The organism is Aliikangiella aequoris, assembly GCF_053709105.1.
Window position 1 is genome coordinate 1,947,743 of record NZ_CM132298.1, and the last position, 21,063, is coordinate 1,968,805.

Consider the following 21,063-nt stretch of genomic DNA (forward strand, 5'->3'; position numbering starts at 1 on the left):
TAATGCGTTATAGCTAGACTAAATTGCATTAATCTTAAATGACATCTAGTCGTTTGAGCTAGTCATTTGAGCTAGCTATTTAATTTAGTCTATTGAACTTCTCACTAGCACGCGATTTATTTAGATTGCGACTATTTAGATTGCGACTATTTAGATACAGCACTCAATTTAGCTTGGCTGCTCAGTATTAATTCTAAGCCTTTTCTTATTTTTTTTCTTTTTCTAAGAGGAACTCGCTTAGCGTAATTTACTTGAAAGCGTTTGCATTAACCAACCGCCTTTTTGCTGTTTAGTTAATTTAGCTAGCTCAATTGAAGCTCGATCGTAGCTAATCGTATTGTTTAAAATTGCCGCATAAATTTTATTTGATTTCTTCCTACGACTAACCGCGCTTCCTGAGTCCAAGAATGCTTCTATAAAATTCACCACACTGACAAGCCACTTACTATTCACTTGATCGCCGCTCAGTTCAGCTTTAAGCTCATCTTGGTAGCTGGTTAACTTTTGATAAATAGACTGAAGTTCAGCTTGAAGCAATTCATTTTGAGTGACGTTACGCGCTTTAGCAATTTGAATACATTCAAATACTGATTCAAAATCTAATATTCCATAATCTTGCCAGGCATTGAGCGCACTAGCTGCGTCATTGAGAACGTGTGGTCGGCTATCCTGCTTTAATTGTTCACACCACTGATAGACTTGGTCCCACGCTTGCCAGCGATAGATAAAATCGAGTCCAGTTCCTTTAATATTTTGCATACCGATAATTTTGGTTTCTACGCCAGGTAAAGAATGTTCTATTATGCGCTCTAAAGTCTTATTCCCGCTCGAATAATAATCATTAATAACAATAAACCGACGCTTAAAACACTTAAAAAGCCAATTAGCGTATTGAGTAAAATTTTCCTGAGTCAATCCTTTGCTTAGTTGCAGGAACTCGTTCAGTTCAAGGTTCCAATAAAAAGCATCAGTATAAATTTTATTGCAGAGTTCGAGCTCATTTTTATTTATTGTATTAATTGAATCGCTAGATAAACCGAAATCTTCAGCAACGAGTTGATGTAATTCAGTTTTATTGCTGTTGCTTGGATTAACAACTGGATTATCGTCTAAATCAAATAGTTTAGCGATTGCGTCGTTTAATACTTGCTTAGTCGTTGGCGTGAGATTCGTGCCTTTAATCGCTGCATCAATACGAGCTTTTAGGTCGTCTAAGTTAGTATAAATACGGTACTTTTGCGCCAAGCTTAAGGCTAGCTCTGTAGACACTTGGTTACCTTTAAAATTCTCTTCAGAATAATGCTTATCCCAAGATTCTTTAACATAATTAACAAAGCCAGCTAAATTAGCGCCAATTAAAACATAGCTATCAGCTTGAGTGTCTAACACTAGCATATCAGCGAAGACTTTCGATCGTGCAATTCTATCTGCTCGATTGTTAATAACGATACTTGTGAAAACCTCGGGTGTTTTATTTAGTGTATGTTGGTTAAAGCCTGTTCTATTCCAATTACCCAGAGCCCCTAGCCTTTCATTCGCTGACATTCCATTGATAAACTTTAATTTACGTTGATTGACTTCTGCAACTGGATATATTTTCAATACACCTAAATCTGCAACTACATTGTCTGCCATTGCCTGTAATGCGAAATCATTTTCTATCCCAAGCGCTTCTGCCATTCTCATAACAAGTGCAATATTATTAGGGTGTTCTTCATAGGGAAAGCGGCTCACAACATCATCAGAGATTAAGTTACACTCTGCCAAGTTAACCTGATTTAGTTCGGCGCCTTTTTCAAAAGCAGCGTCTTGTAAAATAGGAAACATGCTATCTTCAGTCGTGAACACTTTGCTTTTATTGCTGATAAAACGTTGCATCACAATGGGTATTTCTATACCCGCTGGCCCTTGAAGATCTTCATGATCGGGATAACAATTGGTGATAGTCGATATATCATCATGCATCCATTGATTTTGCAGTATGTCAATATATCGGGGAGTTAAGCCCATGCACTCCCATAAAAACACTTTTGTGTTTAGCTGACCTGCAAGCTTGGTTAAAAACACTTGCTCCCAAATAGTAGCTTTATCATATGGCCTAAATAAAAAGAGTTCTTTCATAGGGCGGTTAGGCGAGCCATATAAAAACATCGCTTCACATCCCGTAGTTTTGCTCATTACACTTAAACCCATCGCATTAAATAATGCCGCCTTTAGACGTTCGGTCCCAGATTTCCCACGAGTCCCCCACCCGCCAATAACCAAAGGTATTTTTGAACGCCATTTTTTAAATGAGCGAAGTAGAATGATATGCTGTCCAACAAAATAACCTAAAACTATCAAAATAAATGCGAGTAATTGATGAATGGTATTCTGATATACCGAATAAAAGTAAGTTTGGACTTCTGAAAAACTCGGTAAAGAGAAAGGGATAAAACTTGGAAAAAAGCGCGCTACTCTATCATCAATTCGGCCTCTCTCCTCCTTCATATGACTATTTTGTGTTCTATAGCCCTTAATACGTAGATTAAACCCTAACGACTCTAGTGTAGACATGTAAGCGTTTGGAGCAGTTTGTTGGCCCTCCTTCCAATTTCTTTGTTTCGCAATTTCAGAAAATTTCAATTGAATGATTGAGCGTGCTTTTAACCGTTTGAAAAAATTCGAAGGAGGTGTAATTTCAGTTATGCCTTCGCTTGAATATAATCTCATTGGTTTTGTTGGCCACCCTTGATCTAAACAAGATAGCACCTGGTCGAGTAAAGGAAGATAGTCTCGGTCACCAATTTCAGCATCGTGGTATAGTGGCTCTCCTGGTACTTTAGTTTTGCTTTGCTCGGCGTTTTTCTTCGTCGTAATGTGATCAAGAGCATAGTACACACGCCCTTTAACATGGTTATGATTTTGTCGTTTGTCCGTTGCTGTATTTAAAAACTCGTATATAAACCGCCATAAACGAAACTTAAATTTAAATCCTGCAGTAACTTTTATATATCTATTAGATATTTTGATATTAAATCCATGACGATGGGATATTCTCGCTTGAATAAAATGGCAAATTTCTTCAGCATCTTGATTAGAGTTAAGTTTTATGACGATTGTTTTCCCAAGCGGTAACTTGTTTAATACCTTTAAGATATCATTGGAAAGTAATTCTTTGTTGCTTAAAGAACTCAACTTTTGGATACAGATTGCCGCAGCTCTCCTAATTGCTGTTGACGGATGTGTTAAATGAATTTCCGACAGCTTACTCTGCATCTGTTGGAAGCTGGCTAAATATTCTTCCCATAAACTAATTGAAACGTGGCTTTGGGCTAGGTCACTGAAGCTATTAAGTAGAATGGTCAATGCTAGTTCGCCATTTTCTCTTTCTAAAGCTCGGTAAAAATACTCGATAATTTTAGAGAGCTGAATTTTATCTCTTGTTATTACCTTATTTAGCTCATAGTATATAGTTCCTCTTACCTTTTCAGAACGCTCACGGTTTACAACGTCCTGTAATATATCAATCGCTATTCCGGGCTTAAAATGAATAAGCGTGCGCACTGTTTGTTGGCGAACATATTCTGACATGTCTAAAAAAAACACTTTGCTATATGTTTTTACTTTATCATCCGCAATGTTACTAAAAATATGTTTGACTACTCGCCCTTTTAAAAATATATCTGATTTATTATCTTCTTCAAAAATTGATTTTAAAATCGTATCTATGTTTGAAGGTTGCAATTGGACGATTAACGCGATCGCTTCACTTCTTTGCCAAATATGAGTACTTTGATCTAAACACAAACGATAGATATATTGAGTTAATTCGGTCGGCACTCTTTTGAGTACGCTTGGGTCTACTTTAGCAAGGCTCACTCGCAAACACTTTAAAGCGGCAATGCTAATACCATTATGACTTTTATAGTTTATTAAGTCGGTTAAAAATGTAGGTAAAGAAATTATTTTCCAAAAGTCTTCATGTTGCTCGTTACTAGCTTGATTTAATAATAAATCTATAAATTTTCCTAACAGTTCAATCGAAACTGCAATATCTAGTTCTATATTGGAAACTAGTTTAATTTGCTTATCATTTAACGCGTGCTCATCAGTCCACCCCATAGGGTTGTTAATGATTTGCTTAATAGTACTACGAGTATAATTCAGTTTTGCGGCATAATTAACTAAGTGTTGCTTACGCTCGGCTGCATCTACGGCATGCTTGAAGTCGCTTTTAAAGCGATTTTTAGCATCGTTATAAATGTCAATTTTGCTAATTTGTTGGCGAATATTCGATTGTAGAAACTGAATCCAGTGAATATAGTCATTAATATTATTGTCGCCTAAATAGCTCTTCTCTTGTTTTAAGAGCCATTTATTAAACTCGCTATTAAGTTCTAATAACAATGGTTGATGAATTTTTTGCCAAGCCGGTTCTAACAGACTTGAAATTTGAGTTAAACTATCAGCCTTATTCATGAGAGTCTTCTATGATGTAATTATTCACTCTGTAATCACCGACAAATGACTTTCTGAGTTTTAAAAATGTCTCGTCTATTGGAGAGTAATCATTCAAATATTGATATTTAGTCGGGCTCCAAGATAACCAGAGCATTATCTCCGAGTTTTTTTCCTCTAGCGAATATTGATACGCCAAGCTTAGTTGCCATAGATGAGAATTTTTCGACCAATAATCATAGTCCATTTGAAACCTAAATTGGCTAAGTTCAAACGCTTGCGCTCTTATTGAATCCGTTAAATAGGCTTTATGTCGATACCTTGCACTTACTCTAAAATTATTAATAAATTGTCTTACACCAAAAGCAGCAGAATAATTATCTAAGCTCAGTGAACTGGTTAATTGATTAGATTTTACTCTCGCATCAACAAATGCAATCGTATCTAAAAAGGGTTGATATTTAAACTGATTTCCCAATGTTATCGAATTTAAGTGGTTCGATTTGTAACTAGAGTATACGTCGTTATCAATAAAATCATCTGCAATTGTATTGTTGCCATTATAGCTTAAATAGTTTAAGTCTAGCTTAGTGAAAAGCTTATTTTGAAACTGATTATTCCAGTAGTAATTCCAATTGACTCGAGCAGCGCTATTAACCCTGAATTCATTTTTAGCACTTAAGTTGTCGCTATTTAGTTGATAGTATAAATTAAAGTCAAACTCGTAGTTTAAATTCTTATTCTCTAATAAATCTAAATGGCTCTTATTAACGACTGTATTGAAAGAATTAGTGTGCTTGAAGTCCAATTTATTATTAAAGTAACTGTTAATTGAAGGAAAGTACTTCCGGTACTGATAGCGGACTGAGCTTTTAGTTACATTTTGTTGTATTGGATCATCATCATTAATTGTATTGGTACTACTGCCTAGTGCAAAAGTGTGAGTTCCAAAGGTTAATGTATCAATAGAGAAATTAAATGTCGATTGGTAATCAATACCATAATCTTTAGCTTCTCCTGTAAAGGCTTCGTTTTCAATTGAGGTTTTACTAGAAAATAATGCACTGCGTAGATTAGCTTGATAACTTTTATCTTTTCTAGGCTTGAGCACCTGTATCTTATATCCAGTCTTATCATTATCTACTGACTCAAACTCAACAATCCCGGCTTTGTCTACATATTGTTCTACTACGTTTAAACTAGAATCACTAAATTTAATCACTCTCACCCAACTTGGCTGAGCAATATAAACTCTTAACGGAAAATCGCCAGTTGCAGCATGAAACTGAGTTTTTTGATCTGCTAAGACTGGATTCAATAATCTTCCTGCGGAACCAACATGGTTTAGAGTAAAAAATATTGGTCTATTGGCATTGTCATCGACAGAAATGACAATACGATTAACACCCGCCTTTAACTTTATGTTATGTGTAAGAAATTTATCGCTGTTAAACGTTTTAGTATAGCGATTACGATTAATGCTTAGGTTTATGCGCACTTCCTTGTTTGGTTCACCTAGGGTCGATAATGCGCTAATTTTAAGGCGAAGATTTGACTTACCTTCTGAATGAATGTCAATTACTCGTTGCTTGTTAGCATATAAGGCAATTTCATTACTGTTATGAACAGATCGTTTTAATGCATATTTGAGCCTGACAAGCTCAGAAAAACCTTGGATGTTGTGCATTTTTACACTAAATTTTCCAGCGCTAGAAACAATAGAATCAATATCGACCCACTCATACTGAGTTAAAATATTCTTGACTTGTTGTGTGATCTCCGCAGATAGCTCGCCCTTATTGAGGAAAGGTTTAAGTTTATTAGCCAGCGCTAAATTGTTACTCTCTGATTGCAAGAGTTCTTCTAATACTCTGTAAGCTTGCCTGTCTTTTATAAATTCCTCCTTAATCGATGCTTCCTTTATAAATACTTCCTTGTTAAAGTCGGCTCCAAGATTGCTGTTTATGGAGCTTACTAGATTGCTGTCTTGAAACTGGTACAAAAAATCTTTAAATCGGTTTGCAACATTTTGCTGATAACTATTTTGCTGAAAATAGCTTTCTTGCAAGCTATTTTCATTCGAAACACTTGCTCCTGAGAAAGGGTTACTTAATCTAATCTTTTTTTCCTCTTGCGATACTAAATCTAATTCGTTGACAAATTCCGTAGACGTATGTTCGCGGTTCATGAAACTAAAATTATTATTATAAGGAAAGCTTTTGATTTTTAGTTCGCTTAATGCGCGATCACTAAAATAACGTCTCAATTGGATATCTTTATTGATAGACATGATGCTATGGCCTATCCCTTGGTTTAAGGCTGCATCATTAGTTTTGAGAGTTGTAATATCTAGAGCACTAGTTGTAACGTATTCATTAATCAGTATTTCTCCAGAAGCGCCTTGAATACTTAATTTTAGCTCGCTACTGCCATGGGGTATCTCTATCCAAAATGATTGATTAACTAAGAGCTTATTCGATTTACTATCAGTATAGATTATATTCGATACTTGACGATTTTCTAAAAGCTTAACTGCATAAGTTTCATTTCCTATACTGATGTTTATCACGCCATTCTCTAAGCTAGTTTCCGAAGACGGGTCTATGGCTGCAAAGAAATTAAATTTTAATATTTTCTTGCCACTCATACTTAGCGTGAGTGGTGTTGACTCAGATAAGTTAATTGACTGAAGATATAAGTCTAAAGCTTGGTTATATAGTAGAGAAACTTTATTCTTACTATTAAAGCTTGGATTAAAAGTCTTTTGATAGCTAATCGATTGATCGAACATAACATAAGCGTTATTCTCAGTATGACTTTTTAACGCTCCACTAGTACTTTGGCTATTCTTTCGAGTAGCAAAATTGGGAACGTCTTGCAGCTTTAGCGATGTCTGCTCTAATACTACAGCGGTCAATTTATCCTGTTCGCTCTGTGCTAGTGCAATAAGCATTTCGGGATAAACTTCAAGCTTTGTAAGTTGACTTAAGGCAAATAAACGCGCAGCTTGTTTCATTCGTCCCTGTTTAAACCAACTAGATGCAATCCCTATAAAACTACGAGAATCTTTTTTAAGCATTCTATTGGCCCAATAACCTTCAATTTCATGCCAGCGCTTCATTTGATATAGAATACTTAAGTAAAATCGTTCCGCTACAGTTTGAAAATGTTTATCTTGCGATTGAGTAAAATAAAATAGCGTTTGTCTCAATAATTGGTGGTAGCCTTTTTTGAGCATGTTTGATGAAAACAATGCGAAAACTGACTCAATATCTTTTACTTTGCTTCCAGTAGGAATATTCTGTATTCCCAACTCTTTTAAGCCATCCACTAGCTTCTGGTAGTGTTGTTTTGTTTTTGTTACAGAAATAGGCTTAGCCTCAATCTGATAGCGGTTTGAGAAATCTTGTTGTCGCCTATCTAATCGAAATTGCCATTGAGACAGCTCTTGTTCAAAAACTCTAGAGAGCATATTCTTATATGCTAGCTGGTGACTAGAACTTAACCTATCATATAAGTAATCTTGAGCAATTATCTCGCCATTATTTTTATAGCTAATTAACCGCGAAAATTGCTCAGCAAATGCGGTATCACTGGTTTCTAGTGGTTTTACAAATGAATAAGCTAATTGGTGCATCAGTGACGCTTCGCCCATATTTGAAATGCTTAGTGTTTTCCAGGGAGTGCTAAAGTCTAGAATTTGCTCAACTAAAAAATTATTAGGCGCGTTAAAGTTAGTTATTGATTCTTGTTTGGCTAAATCGTTGTAGCTAGGCGCAACCTCAAGAAACTTTATCAAATTAGGATCATATAATAATTCATAAGACTCTCCAATATTTGACTTAAGCTCAAATACTTGTCTGTTAATTGTTGGCTTCAGTTTTAATCTAACCGATCTAGACGGCGAGTCTAATACAGAGTTATAGTTTAGGCTTGAATTCGCCTCGAGACTAATAAGTCGGGTTTGTGAGCTGTTTAGATCAGCATCGCCAAAGATCTTTACTTCATTTGCTTTTAAACGATTTACGCTAACATATTGAGTTTTATTATTTGCTAGTGTTTGAATGGTAACGGGATCGAGAGTGGCAGATCTTACCGCTTCTTTTGGAAACATTTGTAGATAGGCGAATTGGTCTTGCTTAAACAAATCCCAATCGTTTTGTTGTGCATCATTTTTAGTAAAAGCATGTTTAAGTATTTGCTGTACTTTGGATGTTGCATAGTTAGCACTATAAAATAGCTGGTCTTCTTCTTTAAAGTTTACTCTTCTAAGCAATAAGTGGCGATCTGGACTGAGTGAAACTTCGTGCTTTCCTTTTGGTACCCACAAGTCGAGATTTTGTATTCGTGAAACGACAGTGTGTTTGGAACCGACTGAAGTCTTGCTAAAACGCGAAGGCTGAATTGTAAAGAAATGCTCCTTTAAGTTTTGCTTGTTAATAAGAGTATTAATTTGTACTACTTCGTTGCTCCCATACTCATTTTTCCAGGGGTATACTAACTCAAACCGATACAAAGCGGGCCCGTCAAGTATTTCCTTATATTCCAATCCCTTTACTACATTATAATCTCGCGCAGTTTTGTATTTATGTATCACTTCTACTTTTGGGTAATGTTCAGACAGGTAGTGATTTGAATGCTCAAATTGATTAAAGCTAGCTCTGTACTTGCCTGCAAATAACTTAAAACATAACCTTAAATTCGACTGGTTGATTACTAAAACTTGTTTAGTCTGCTTGCTTTTAGTATTGAATAATAACTCTTGGTTAGACCTTTGTTCTTGTAAAACAGTATTTGTTTCCACTTTAACAAATAGACCATCTCCCTTTGAAGTATACAGCTGCAAATTACTAAGACTAGATCTGTTTTGTGGTGATTCGCATTTGCTGTTTTTTAAGGTTTTTATACTAATAAAGTCCGCAGACTCAAGATCAAATATGACTTCTTGGTTGGCTTTAAGTACTCCATTAAATGGCTCTAGCTTATAATCATTTGCTACAGATTTACTTTGTTTCGGTAATATAAAGGCTTGGGAGTTCGAATTCCAGTCTATAACCTTTTCTACTGCAAAAAGATTTTGTGCTAATACTAAACTAGCAAACAGAATTAAATATTTATTAATTATACTATTCATTGGTAAGCATTCTTAATACATCTAAACATAGCAATACTGTCTGAGGAGGAGTTTTTCAACCTCAACCTTGTTCTTTTGTCTATTTCAATATGGATAAAATTTTCAAAGCCAACAATCTTTCTTACTTCTTGACCTACGATGTTTTTAGTTCCTCCCAGTTCAATAGTGTCAACAGGATAAACTCCAACGGCTACACCTAATGATTCCTCAAGACAAACCTTAGCACTCGAAAGTTTACTGAACGAATACTTAGAATGATTAACACCGTGACTTAGAATAATATTGAGCATTTTAGCTTGTTTAGTCTTGCGTTTGTTTTTAGAAAATCCGTGTAATTGAACGACGATTCCTTTGTTGTTATATGCAAGCCATGCTTTAGTCGCTGCGACTAATGGACTATCACTAGAGTGACTAAAGTCACTTGTGTGTTGTCGCCCCATCTTTTCATTATTATAACGATGGACTAAATTGGTGTAGATGAAACCAACTAAACCATTTTTCCAGAGATGATAGGCTATATTAAGCGTATACTTATCGTTAAAGCGATGTGGAACCTGTAGCAAAAAGCGCTCGTCAAGTTCTCTATTAAATACAAATTGACCCCAGCCTAATTCTTTAATAGATATTCCCAATAAAGAAGAGTGTGGCTGGCGTGATGCAGAATTACCTAATGGTTTTAGACGGTAAAATTCTTTTAGTGCTAGATCATTACCATTAAAAAATTCGAAAAATTGATCTTCAAGTAGTAAGGTTTGCTCTCGAGTCGGTTTTTTATACTCTTTGTACTCGGAGAGTTGTTGCTTTTTGATAAGCAGATCAGCAACAGCAGGCAAGGAGAATAGTAAAGTCCAAATGTAGATTAATTTAAATAGAACTAAACGCTTATTAATCATTGTCCTGTTCCTCTGTAAATAAAACGGCTTTACCAGTAATTTCATCTAATAAGTAACCAGCCTGTATATAACCTGAATTATCAACAGTAGATTTTATGGTTAATTTATATTTTCCCGGTGGAAGATCACTTTTCAAAGGGAAATGAAGCACTGTGGCTGAATCAATCCATTGAGTTGGTTGCTCAAGTAGGTAGACCATACTTGGGTTAGAATTGTTTGTCGGGATATAATTAATGACTCTAGTAGGAAGCGTCAAACTATTGGAAAGGCCAAAATCATTGACCTTGTTTAGCGAAATAATAACTTGATGTGGAGTCTTTATTTTTGAAAAATAGCGTAATGTAATTGACTCCTCTTCGGCTTGTTTTTGCAGGTTAAGCACAACACCATTGTTAATTGGTACTGCAGCAACCTTATGTGCGGACTTAAAGCTATTTAAAGTGACATAGTTAATATAATAGCTATTTATATTATTGGCTTTAATTGCTATATCATGCCTGCCTGCAGATATTCTTGGTAAGTTTATAACACTAACCTTTCCTGCAATCCAAGTACTAACTACCTCTGAGTTATTAATTTGTACGCTAAGCTCTTCGGGCTGTTGCGTATTTCTTATTATTACCAATTGTGGCTTAATATTGTTGTTATTATACGGAGTAGCAAATAAAAGAGACTCTCGATTTTTAATTTGAACAAATCGTGTGATAGATGGCGTGTCTATGGTTCTATTTTCGAGATAGAAAACATTGTTCGTGACAAAGTCGTCGCTGAGCAAAGACACCCATTGGTTTCGCCACATATTACGATTAGCTAATTTTCTCTCTAATGGCAAATTCCATAGGGTTTGCAGTTTTATGATCGAGCTATTTGTTTCTATTGGATTGATGCCGAACCATACTTGAGTCGATTTGGTTGCAGACTCATCGATATTGTCTATGGCACTATCAATCTGATATTGTCTTGTGAAATAAATAGGTAACTCTAATGGCCGAGCATAAACTCTTACTAATGCATCGATTCCATTTACTTTGACCGAAAATTTAAATGCGTCTTTTGGTGCTTTAATATAATAGCTATTATTTGCTGTTATCTTTTTTTGAACTGCAATATCTTCAATGTATTCAAAAGGATTTTCAACTAAGCTTAATTCTCGAGAGTATCTTTCAATCAAATTTCCAGACTGATCGTGTAGTTGTAGCTCTACTGTTGCTAGTTTGTCGCTAGGATCATCTTTTAGAAGTATCCCCCGCACGTCTATTCTAATTGCTTGCAATGAACTTGAGTTTAATTTAAGCCGGTAACTTAATTCCTTTTTATCGGTTAAATAAATGCTCGTTCTTCTATTTTGTTCTAGCTGTATTTCTTCATTTAAACTGTTATAAAATCGTAACCTGCAAGGCTTGTCAGATGAAAATTGAATTGCAGTTGGCTCTCCTTCTATCGCTATTTTTTCATTAGTCGCAATATTCAATACGCTTTTCTTAAGCTCTTCTGTTTCGGCTGCAATGCTACTAATCGCTAAACTTACGTTATTATCGAAATCTGAATGGCAGCTAAGTGCATTAAAATTAATACCTGCATTATTATGGTAAGTAAAAATTCGGTTCTTACCAATTCTAATTTGTCCACTAGTCTGACGCTTTATGCTTGCTTCTTGTTGCTCTTTATTAACTAGAAGAACGCCACTTTGGTAGTCAACACCATCGACGCCGTCAGGACCTAGTGTTCCCCAGCGAGTTGATAAAGAAGTTTGCCTCTCTTCTTCTTTTACTAGATCGGCAGGATATATATGCGGCAAAAGCAGCGCCTGCCTTTCATTTGGGTGCGCTCTCTTCCATATAAGTTCGGCTTTAGGTTGCGAAAGGTTTTCTAATGAATAAACTCGAGCTGCAACATTAAACTCATGTGACTCGATTTCTATGGTTAATTTTTTCACGCCCTTAGATATATTAAACAGTTTTTCAAATGATAAGCTTGCATTAATAGAACCAACTCGATCAAAATAACGCAGCCCAGATTTATCGCTTTGTTCCTGTTTGTTTGGGGAGCTAAACACGACATTCTCTTGTAACTTCTTAGTGCTTTTGCCTTGCAACAGAAAGGTAACGAGCATATTTTGCTCTTGAACATGTGACTGTTCCGCAGTCAACAGTATTCTCACCTGATTACTATTAGCAGGAATACTAAAAGTTAATTGCTTTTTATGATTAAACCAAAACACTTTACTTTGGAGATAGTTTTGACTACTAGCATCAGCCTGCTCCTCAAATAGAGCGACGTTACTTAAATGAACGGCTGCTGTTATTGCTAAAATCACAGCAATTACCAGTAACATAATGTACCCTAAAACTCTCACTTATCTTCTTCCTTGACTAAACAGCGATCTCTTGAGTTGATAAATAGAGCCAGCTCTTTGAAATCAGTAAGACGATATACGCTATCAGTGCTGGATTTTAGTTTGCAAATTAACACAGTGTTTTCATCGTATTTAAGTATTGTAAATAGCTGAAGAGAGTTTTTATCTAAAACTGCATTCAGTTTGAGTGATGGATAGTTCTTCATCAGTTCATAAATAAACGTAATGTTTCCTGTACTCTCAAAATTAGCGAACTCTTGGCTAATAACTTCAGCTTGCGCAGTATTAATATAGCGAGAGGCTATGCTGTTGATAAAATAGGCAAGTTCGCCCTCGTTAACTTCAATATTTAAAGATTCTAACTTGCGTATTACGGCGGAATTCTCATCTATGTTTTGGAATGACTTTCTAATCTCGAAAGGTAGCCGGATCTCGCTGTACAAGGCTTCATTAATAAACTCTAAAAATCGCGATTGAGCATTGCGTTTCGCTTGGCCTAGCTTTAAATACTCATTACTATCTTCTGTATTGGTTACAAAGTCATTTAGATAATCATACAAACGGATAAATGATGGCTCACTTTTTATATATGGCCGATTGATAGAGTAATAGTTTAATTCAATTGTATTTTTATTCTCGTCGTTTAACGCTGCGCCTCTTATTTGTACGGCATGCGGTTTGATTGCTTTAAAATGTCTTAATAGTGTTTGATGTATTAAATTAAATAATGAATACCGATTTTCAATCGATGTGACTAAGCTACTACCATCAAAATTTGCTTTCAAATGGGCACCCGATATTAACAGAGCCTTAGCGTCTAATTGCTCAAATAGTTTAATACCAAACTCAAAAGTCCCAACTTCGAACTTAGGTGCAGGGATTTCTATAAAATAGTTTGAAGATTTTCCTAACTTAATGACATAAGTGCCCCAATATCTTTGCTCGCCATTGCCTTTCTCGCTAAGCGTTTCTTTTAGAATAATATATTCATCTTCTGTGCTTTTATGACGATAAATAAATATTTCGTAACCGAACTGCTTAGCAGCGGAAACGATACTAGGAATTAAGCTTTGCGCTTCACTCAACCATGTTGGTGTAGCATATTTTTCCGATAACTCTAGCAAAGGATTCAAAATCAAATTGTCGAAATACAGAAGTTGAGATTGAGTAGGATTCACATAATTTTGACTAGACCGTTTTGCGATAAGTTGTTTTGATTCACTCAAAAAATCTTGCAGATATCCCGATATACGCTGTTCCTTTTCTAGAGTCAAATCAAGTGTATTTCCGCCTTCTTGAGCAAGTATCTTAATTAACCCTGCCCTATCTAAATAGATTTCAGCAAAGCCTTTAATCATTATGTCTCGTTGTCGGTTCTGAAAAGGGAGATCTCGCCAGTTAACATCAAAATCACCTATAACTTGCTTTATGTCTTGCATAGAAAAGTCAATTGGCAATCCGCGTTTAACCCATAATAAGGTTTGATTACTTTCGTTCCCCATATACTTACTGACTTCATCTCTCAGTCGTCGAATTTGTAGCGTGTTTTCATTACCGAGTGTCTGGTGAAATTGCTGGAATATTGAGCGAGAGTTTAATAGTAAATCGTCACTACCATCATCAGAGCGTCTAGCTCTTGTTGAGCTGTAGGCTAAAAATCCAGCATTAAGTTTTTTGAATAATTTAAAAGAAACTTGTGCCACTAAAGGCTCTTCAACTGTTCGCGGCATACTCAGTAGTAGTTCGCTATCGGACTTTAAGTTGATTAAGTAAAAACCACTCCCTCTTTCTAACACTTGATCTGTAATTAACAGAAATTGATCTTTAAATAAGGTGAGCTTAAAACCCAATAAGTTAGCTAAACCTAATAATTCATTAGAAACATTAGTCGAATTCAACCGCTTCAATTCTCTAATTTGTGTGAAAAACTGTTTGCTCTCTGTAGCATAATTCGCAAGCTGACTGCGGGCTATTATCGACGGCTGTGAATCGTTAAAACTTGTCGTGATTAATTTATTGATTGCTTCATCTACGTTAATTTCGCTTGTTTCTAGTCTTACTGAGCCTATGTCCGCCTTATATTCAGTAAAGGGATTAAAGCTCACTAGTGTGAGTGTAAACCCTAGCAAACTGGCGATTAGCGTGGCTGAAAATGAAGTCTGAATAATAGTTCTTGTCATTTTTACCGCTAAGCCTTTCTGGTACATTTTTAATGCAATTAATGTGCTTAATAAATAACCAAAGCCATATAGATCGGTGATGTTAAAATAAGGAAATGAACCGGCGACGAAAAATCCAAGTAAGATTTTATAAAGAAAGCCTATATTGAAAAAAAACAGTATTTGTTTACCACCTTCAATATTAAGGTTTTTAAAGAAAGGCGATCTTAATAGTAACTGTGATAGTAACAGTATGACGAAAGCTTCAATAAATGTAACGACAATTTTTGAAGGGTTGTACCATTGTAGAGCGAGCAATGATGGAATTAAAATGCCATTGTAGTCCCACCCATACTTTAAGTTCATCCGTGATGCAATAAATGCTGCTGTAACTAAAATGATATAAGCCTTTGGTGAAGCTAAAACACTACTGGCTATGTCTTCATACATAAAACTTAAAGTACTAATATTAAAGTTAGTATAGGGAATTAGAAGCTCTGAAATCACTAAGTAAGTAGTGATTAAATATAAAAATAATGTCGCACTGCCCGCTTTAATTCCACTATTCCAAAACTGGTTAGCACACAACGCAATAATAATTAAACCAAAGCTATGCAAATCACTGCGTAAATGTTGCGCTACACCTTTTTCAAGTAGCCAATTTTCAGTAAAAGGTAAAACAAAAGCATCTGATACTACTCTTACTAACACGCTACATAAAATTAAAATGAAAAACCTGTCTCGACCGAACATCTCGCCTAATTTTGCTTTTACTAATGCTCGTTCCGCGATTAGCTTGGCTAAAAAATAGGTCATAATTGCTTCGAGGATAATAACCCAGCCGCTCATGGGTTTTATTAAGAACAACGGAACTAAATATCCCGGTACAACTAAACCTGAAAGAGTGGTTCCAAATCTAATGTTGTAGAAAACAACTACCAGAACGCCAATCCAAACAGCGGTTGTTACCGAGCCAGCTAAAGCGCCTACAGGAAATATTTCGAGAGGAAAAAGCATCTTATAGGGTATCTAAAAAGTGCCTTAATAAACGAATGTTAAATTCGTTTAAAGGTTTTTGGATAAACTGAATATTGGTTTTGTAAAATTCCTCTAGTGCTGGTTGAGATAACTCGCTGTAAATCTCGTCTTTTTCTACACCTGAAACTATCACAACAGGAATTAATATATTGTCTTTAAATAGCGCTTCAATCAATTCGCTTCCGCCCATTTCGGGCATAAATAAATCAGTCATTAATAAGTCTGCTGAATTGTCTCTTAAAAAATCTAAAGCTTCTTGGCCATTATTAAAGCTAATAGCTTGATGGCCGAAGTCCTCTATTAACTCGACTAAAAGCATATTAAGTAGCTTTTGATCTTCGACCACGACAATTTTTTTAGATTGTTTGTCTGTCATATCACCTTCTATTGGTTTATTTTAGCTGGTCTCAAAAATAGGGATGTGGATATTTATTTCAAAACCTTCTCCATAGGCCGAATTCAATTCTAACAAAACATTCAGCTTTTTAAGTTGATTGCTATAAAATAGTATGTTGTTAATGTTATCGGTTTCTGAAACCTCTGATACCGTTTTCGACTTTAATTCTTCAAGTTCTTTAACAGGCATACCAAAGCCTTTATTCTTGAACGCTAAACAGATTTTACGTTGTTGAACACTTTCTATTAATTTGTCTAGTACTTTAATTCTTATAATAGGTTCTTCTTGCTGACTGTCATTCACTAACAGCTTTATAATATTCTCAAAGAGTGCATAAATAATTTCAGGAGATGTAACGACTAAACTTAATATTTTGGGCGCGTCTAAGTCAATCTTAAAAGTTTTCTCATTAATTTGTTTATTGACAGCTTGTATTGCTTTATTGATTAGCGGAATGACATCCAATGCTTGCCCAGTTTTATTGGGTGTCTGTATATTATATAAAGAATCTTCTACTTTTTTTTGCAACTGATGAGTTTCAATAACTGACTCATCAATGAGGTTTATAGTCTGCGCTAATTTATCACCCTCAACTTTCTTTATACGCCGAGCTAGCAGGCTAATACTGCTTAAATTATTACTCATCTGGTAAAAGTGTTTAGTAAATAAGTCTTTTTTCCGCTCAATTACATCTTGAACAGTCGCCACATTAACAAACTCAAATAAAATACCTATTACTAAAAATGGAACCCCGACCTGATACTCCGCGTCTTTGGCACTTATCGCTTTAACCTTTAAAACGTAATTTGATACACCTTTTGAGGATGAGATTTGGAATTCGACCTCTTCATTTTGCGTTGTAACTTGTCTTAGCGTGCGTTTTACTTCATTTACGTTTTTATTAGTAACACGCATCAACAGATCGTGAGCAGATAGGGAAAATAAGGAAGTATGATAATCTGATGCAAGTTTTTCGGCAGCGCGATTAAACACAACAAGTTGACCAAATAAGTCAAACAGTACTGCGGCAGAGCTCATTCCATTAAATATTTCTTGTAGAATATCGTAGCGCTTTTCAAAAGCTGTGATACTAGCATCTAACTTGATAAACTCTTGTTGTGCGACTTCAACACCGACAAATCGTTTTAAAAGGCTTTTATTCGCTTGCTGCTTCGCAATAAATTTAGAACGATGATAAAGCAGCTCGCTAAATTCTGCCGCAAAATTACTAACTTGAGACTCAAACTGTTCCAAATTCGGGTGCTCGGTTGAATTGATAGTCAATGCCCAAAAACCTAACAATTGGTTCGCAAATTCTAGCGCGACGATATATTCCAATTCATTAGACTCTAAGTCTTTAAAATAAGGTTTTTTTGTCAACCTCATTGGAATCTTTTTTGCTGTAGCACTTAGATAGGGTTCTCTTTTAAAATCTCTTCGTCGCTCTTTAATGGCTTCTATTGAACAGTTAAAGGCGTCAATTTCTTGCACATGAGAGCTACCAAGAGTTTTCTCCAAAAAAATAGACCGCTTTAATACCAAGTGATGGTTTAACAAGTTATGTAATTTGCTCCAAGGTTTATCTGTATCATTAAATTCAGTTGGATTTAGTTTTTTAGAAAGTCTTGAGTTTATGTTGGCAGTTACTGAATGAATAAAGGATTCATCTCTTTGTCTTTTAGAACTTAAGAAATAGACCAAACTAATCGCTTGAATGGCAATAAGCTCTATCATTGGTAAGATTAGCTGTAGATAAAACAAACAGGCAAATGCGATAAAATAAATACTGACTAAAGTGAAGATTAAGTTTAGCAGTATTCCTCGAGCCGAAAGTATTTGAAGTAGTATAAAGTTTATAATGAAGAACAATATAATGATTAAAGTAGTTATTGACCAATGTAGCAATACAAAATCTAACTTCTGCTCTGCAGACTCAAGAATAATTGCCTGAAGTTCGGTGAAGCTTGCGTTGTCTGTGGAAGCTATTGAAAATTGGTTGTAGTATATGTGACTATCAACTTCGATTAATATTAACTTATCCCTTACAAGTTCTTCTACTAGATTGCCATTTTTAATTTGTGACAGTGTTAAGTAAGGAAATGAGCTTGGCGCTATAAAGGTGTTAAAGAAAGTTTTATTTGCAGCTTGCTCTTGAATGTCGATAGCGTTATTTAGCTCTAAACCAATAAAGTTAAGTAGATTCTGAGAGTGCCCTTCAACTGAGTACTGTCGATAGACTCCATTGTTAGCATAAATTGGGATTGTTTTAATCGACGGTATTTTAAAATCAGTTAAATTCTTGTCAATTAAAGAGTTATAAGGACTCGCAAAAAACCAGTTATTGGCTTTAATGCCTGCAACTGTTTCTAGTTGACTGCTTTGAGAGATAATAATGACGGCTTTGGCATTAAATTGATTGAGCTGTTGAATGAGTTCTTCCAAATCGGACGACTGCAGCCGCTGATCAGCTCGCTGATTATTTACTGATAGTTGAGATGAGCTATCAGGCTTAATAATTAATAAATTGCTTTCAACATTGGTACGCATATTGAGCTTAGTAAAGTGGTCAAACGTCGCTAAATTGAGCACAGCAAAACCGCCTATTGCTGAAAGCATGCTAACTAAGCCAGTTATAATTAAACCACTAATCAAAAATTTAGACGAAACGTCTTTCATTTATTTAATACACCTAAATTTTTACTCAATAATACCTGTGAGATCAGAAGAAGAAAATAGTAATAAATTCATTTAGTTACCCTATTACAAGTATGACCTATATTCGCGAAAAAACCTAGTTTAAAAGCGAGATTTAAGCAGGCAATTGAATGAATTTATACCGACAATAACTAAGTATCAGGGTTTCTACCTAGTTTAAATTTTAAGAGTTTAGTGCTTGCCTAGGATCGTGAAAGATAGCGAAGGAAGTATGCTGCGGTGATTCCTGTAGATGAAAAAATCATGCACATGACAAGGATTTGGTATTGTGACGCGACAAAAGGACTAACACCAGAGAGTATTTGCCCTGTCATCATCCCGGGTAGCGATACTAGGCCTACAGCGAATAAAGAATTAATCACAGGTATCATGCAGGCATTAAATGCGATGTTACGTGCTTCTAGTGGCATAGTGCCTCTTTCAACTTCTGCAAAATAGCGCTCGCTAGCGAGTGAAATACTATTCATAGTTGAAGCGAAAATCATACTACCCAGAGGAATGATATAACGCGCGTTTCCCCAGCTATCTATTTGAAGTACGCCACTAACAACAAAAACTAGGCTGAAACCCCCGCCAATTAAGCTTGCTACAAGCGCCGGAATTAGCAGGCTCATTCGATGTTTTGGAGAAGTACGCAAGCCTATCCAACAAGAAAGCAGCAACATAAACCCCAAAAGCAAAGTAGTGATAAAGCTACTATTTTGAGAAAATAAAAATGTCAGAAAATATCCAACGCTGAGAAGCTGCAATAACATTCGCGCAATTGCATAGCCAGCATTAGCCACGTTTACTGACCATTGCAGCATGATTACTAGGACAATTCCGACTGGAATAAGCATAAGCAATTGCTGCCAGTAATTAATAATTACAATACCAGTGGTCACAAGAGTCAATTTTTTAGTTGTTAAAGTTATTGAATGATTACGCGATCGCTTCGAAAATGCAACTTTAAATATCAGCTTAGATTACGCTAATAAATGCTTCATCCGCTAAGTTAGTCACTTGCGAACCGACAATATCTTGGGCATTAAATTGCTTTAAAATATCAATCAATAACTGGCGCTGCTCGGCTGATACTGGTAAATAAGGTAGTCTAAATACCGGCTGCACCGCTTGAGTGAGTGCCAATGCGGTATTTAGGGGAATGGGATTAGGACTATCAAACAGCCACTTAAATAATGGTGCTAGTTTATTATTTAAACTAGATTTTGAGACATCATCCATCAATTGTCGCATTAGTTTGGGAACCAGATTAGAAGCGACCGAAATAACCCCGTGACTATGACACTGGTGCACTCCTAAAAAAGCTTCATCATCATTGCCTGACCAACAAGGTATGCCTTGTTCTTCATAGGATTTGATTCTGATATTACCGGCGCACTCCTTCATGCCAATAAAATTAGTGTGCTGTGCTAATTCTTTAACTACTTCAACGGGAATGTCTTGGCAAGTGCGTGCAGGCACATTATAAACAAAAGCTGGCCCTAAATTTAAACCTAAACTTAAGTGTTTAAGCATTCCCTCTTGATTCGTTTTGCCATAATAAGGGTTTACTTGCAAAGAAGCGTGCATACCTGACGCAAAACCGTATTCGGTTGCTCTTATTGACTCTCGGGTATTATTGCTGCCAGTATTGCCAACAATCACTAAATGCTTAGCATAATGATTTACGCTATGTGAAATGAGCATCAGGTGCTCTTCCCAGTCGAGCAAGTGCCCTTCACCTGTGGTGCCACCTACAATCAAACCATCGACACCCGCATCAATTTGCTGCTCAACTAATTTATCGAAACGCTTTAAATCGATTTTGCCACTTGGCATAAAAGGTGTTTTTATTGCAGTAAAGAGTTTCTTGTTTCTAATAGATAATGTATCCACAATAATCTGGTATCTTTCTTTAATGGCTGAATTAGATGTAGAGAAATTGTAGA

General features: G+C 35.7%; 9 protein-coding genes. All 9 read right to left on the bottom strand.

Annotated features, from left to right (window positions below):
* Positions 1-237: 237 nt before the first annotated feature.
* Positions 238-4,461, bottom strand: a complete 4,224-nt coding sequence (locus ACUR5C_RS08390) for a hypothetical protein (RefSeq protein WP_454464663.1) — start codon at positions 4,459-4,461, stop codon at positions 238-240.
* Positions 4,454-9,574, bottom strand: coding sequence for a hypothetical protein (locus ACUR5C_RS08395; RefSeq protein ID WP_454464664.1), 5,121 nt, complete (start codon positions 9,572-9,574; stop codon positions 4,454-4,456). The genes ACUR5C_RS08390 and ACUR5C_RS08395 overlap by 8 nt, the downstream gene beginning before the upstream one ends.
* Complete coding sequence (locus ACUR5C_RS08400) at positions 9,571-10,467, bottom strand: hypothetical protein (RefSeq protein WP_454464665.1); 897 nt, start codon at positions 10,465-10,467, stop codon at positions 9,571-9,573. Before ACUR5C_RS08400 ends, ACUR5C_RS08395 begins: the two co-directional genes overlap by 4 nt.
* Complete coding sequence (locus tag ACUR5C_RS08405) at positions 10,460-12,802, bottom strand: hypothetical protein (RefSeq protein WP_454464666.1); 2,343 nt, start codon at positions 12,800-12,802, stop codon at positions 10,460-10,462. Before ACUR5C_RS08405 ends, ACUR5C_RS08400 begins: the two co-directional genes overlap by 8 nt.
* A 17-nt stretch (positions 12,803-12,819) precedes the next feature.
* Positions 12,820-15,999 (bottom strand): poly-gamma-glutamate biosynthesis protein PgsC/CapC, encoded by a 3,180-nt coding sequence (locus tag ACUR5C_RS08410; protein ID WP_454464667.1) that lies wholly within the window; start codon positions 15,997-15,999, stop codon positions 12,820-12,822.
* 1 nt (position 16,000) lies between these two features.
* Positions 16,001-16,396, bottom strand: coding sequence for a response regulator (locus tag ACUR5C_RS08415; RefSeq protein ID WP_454464668.1), 396 nt, complete (start codon positions 16,394-16,396; stop codon positions 16,001-16,003).
* 21 nt (positions 16,397-16,417) lie between these two features.
* Positions 16,418-19,093: a hypothetical protein gene (locus tag ACUR5C_RS08420; protein ID WP_454464669.1), complete on the bottom strand. Its 2,676-nt coding sequence runs from the start codon at positions 19,091-19,093 to the stop codon at positions 16,418-16,420.
* Positions 19,094-19,314: 221 nt separating this feature from the next.
* On the bottom strand, positions 19,315-19,971 hold the full coding sequence (locus tag ACUR5C_RS08425) for an ABC transporter permease (protein WP_454464670.1): 657 nt from the start codon (positions 19,969-19,971) through the stop codon (positions 19,315-19,317).
* 121 nt (positions 19,972-20,092) lie between these two features.
* A complete protein-coding gene (gene dapA / locus ACUR5C_RS08430; protein WP_454464671.1) occupies positions 20,093-21,010 on the bottom strand; it encodes a 4-hydroxy-tetrahydrodipicolinate synthase in 918 nt (305 codons plus the stop codon).
* Between the last annotated feature and the right edge of the window lie 53 nt (positions 21,011-21,063).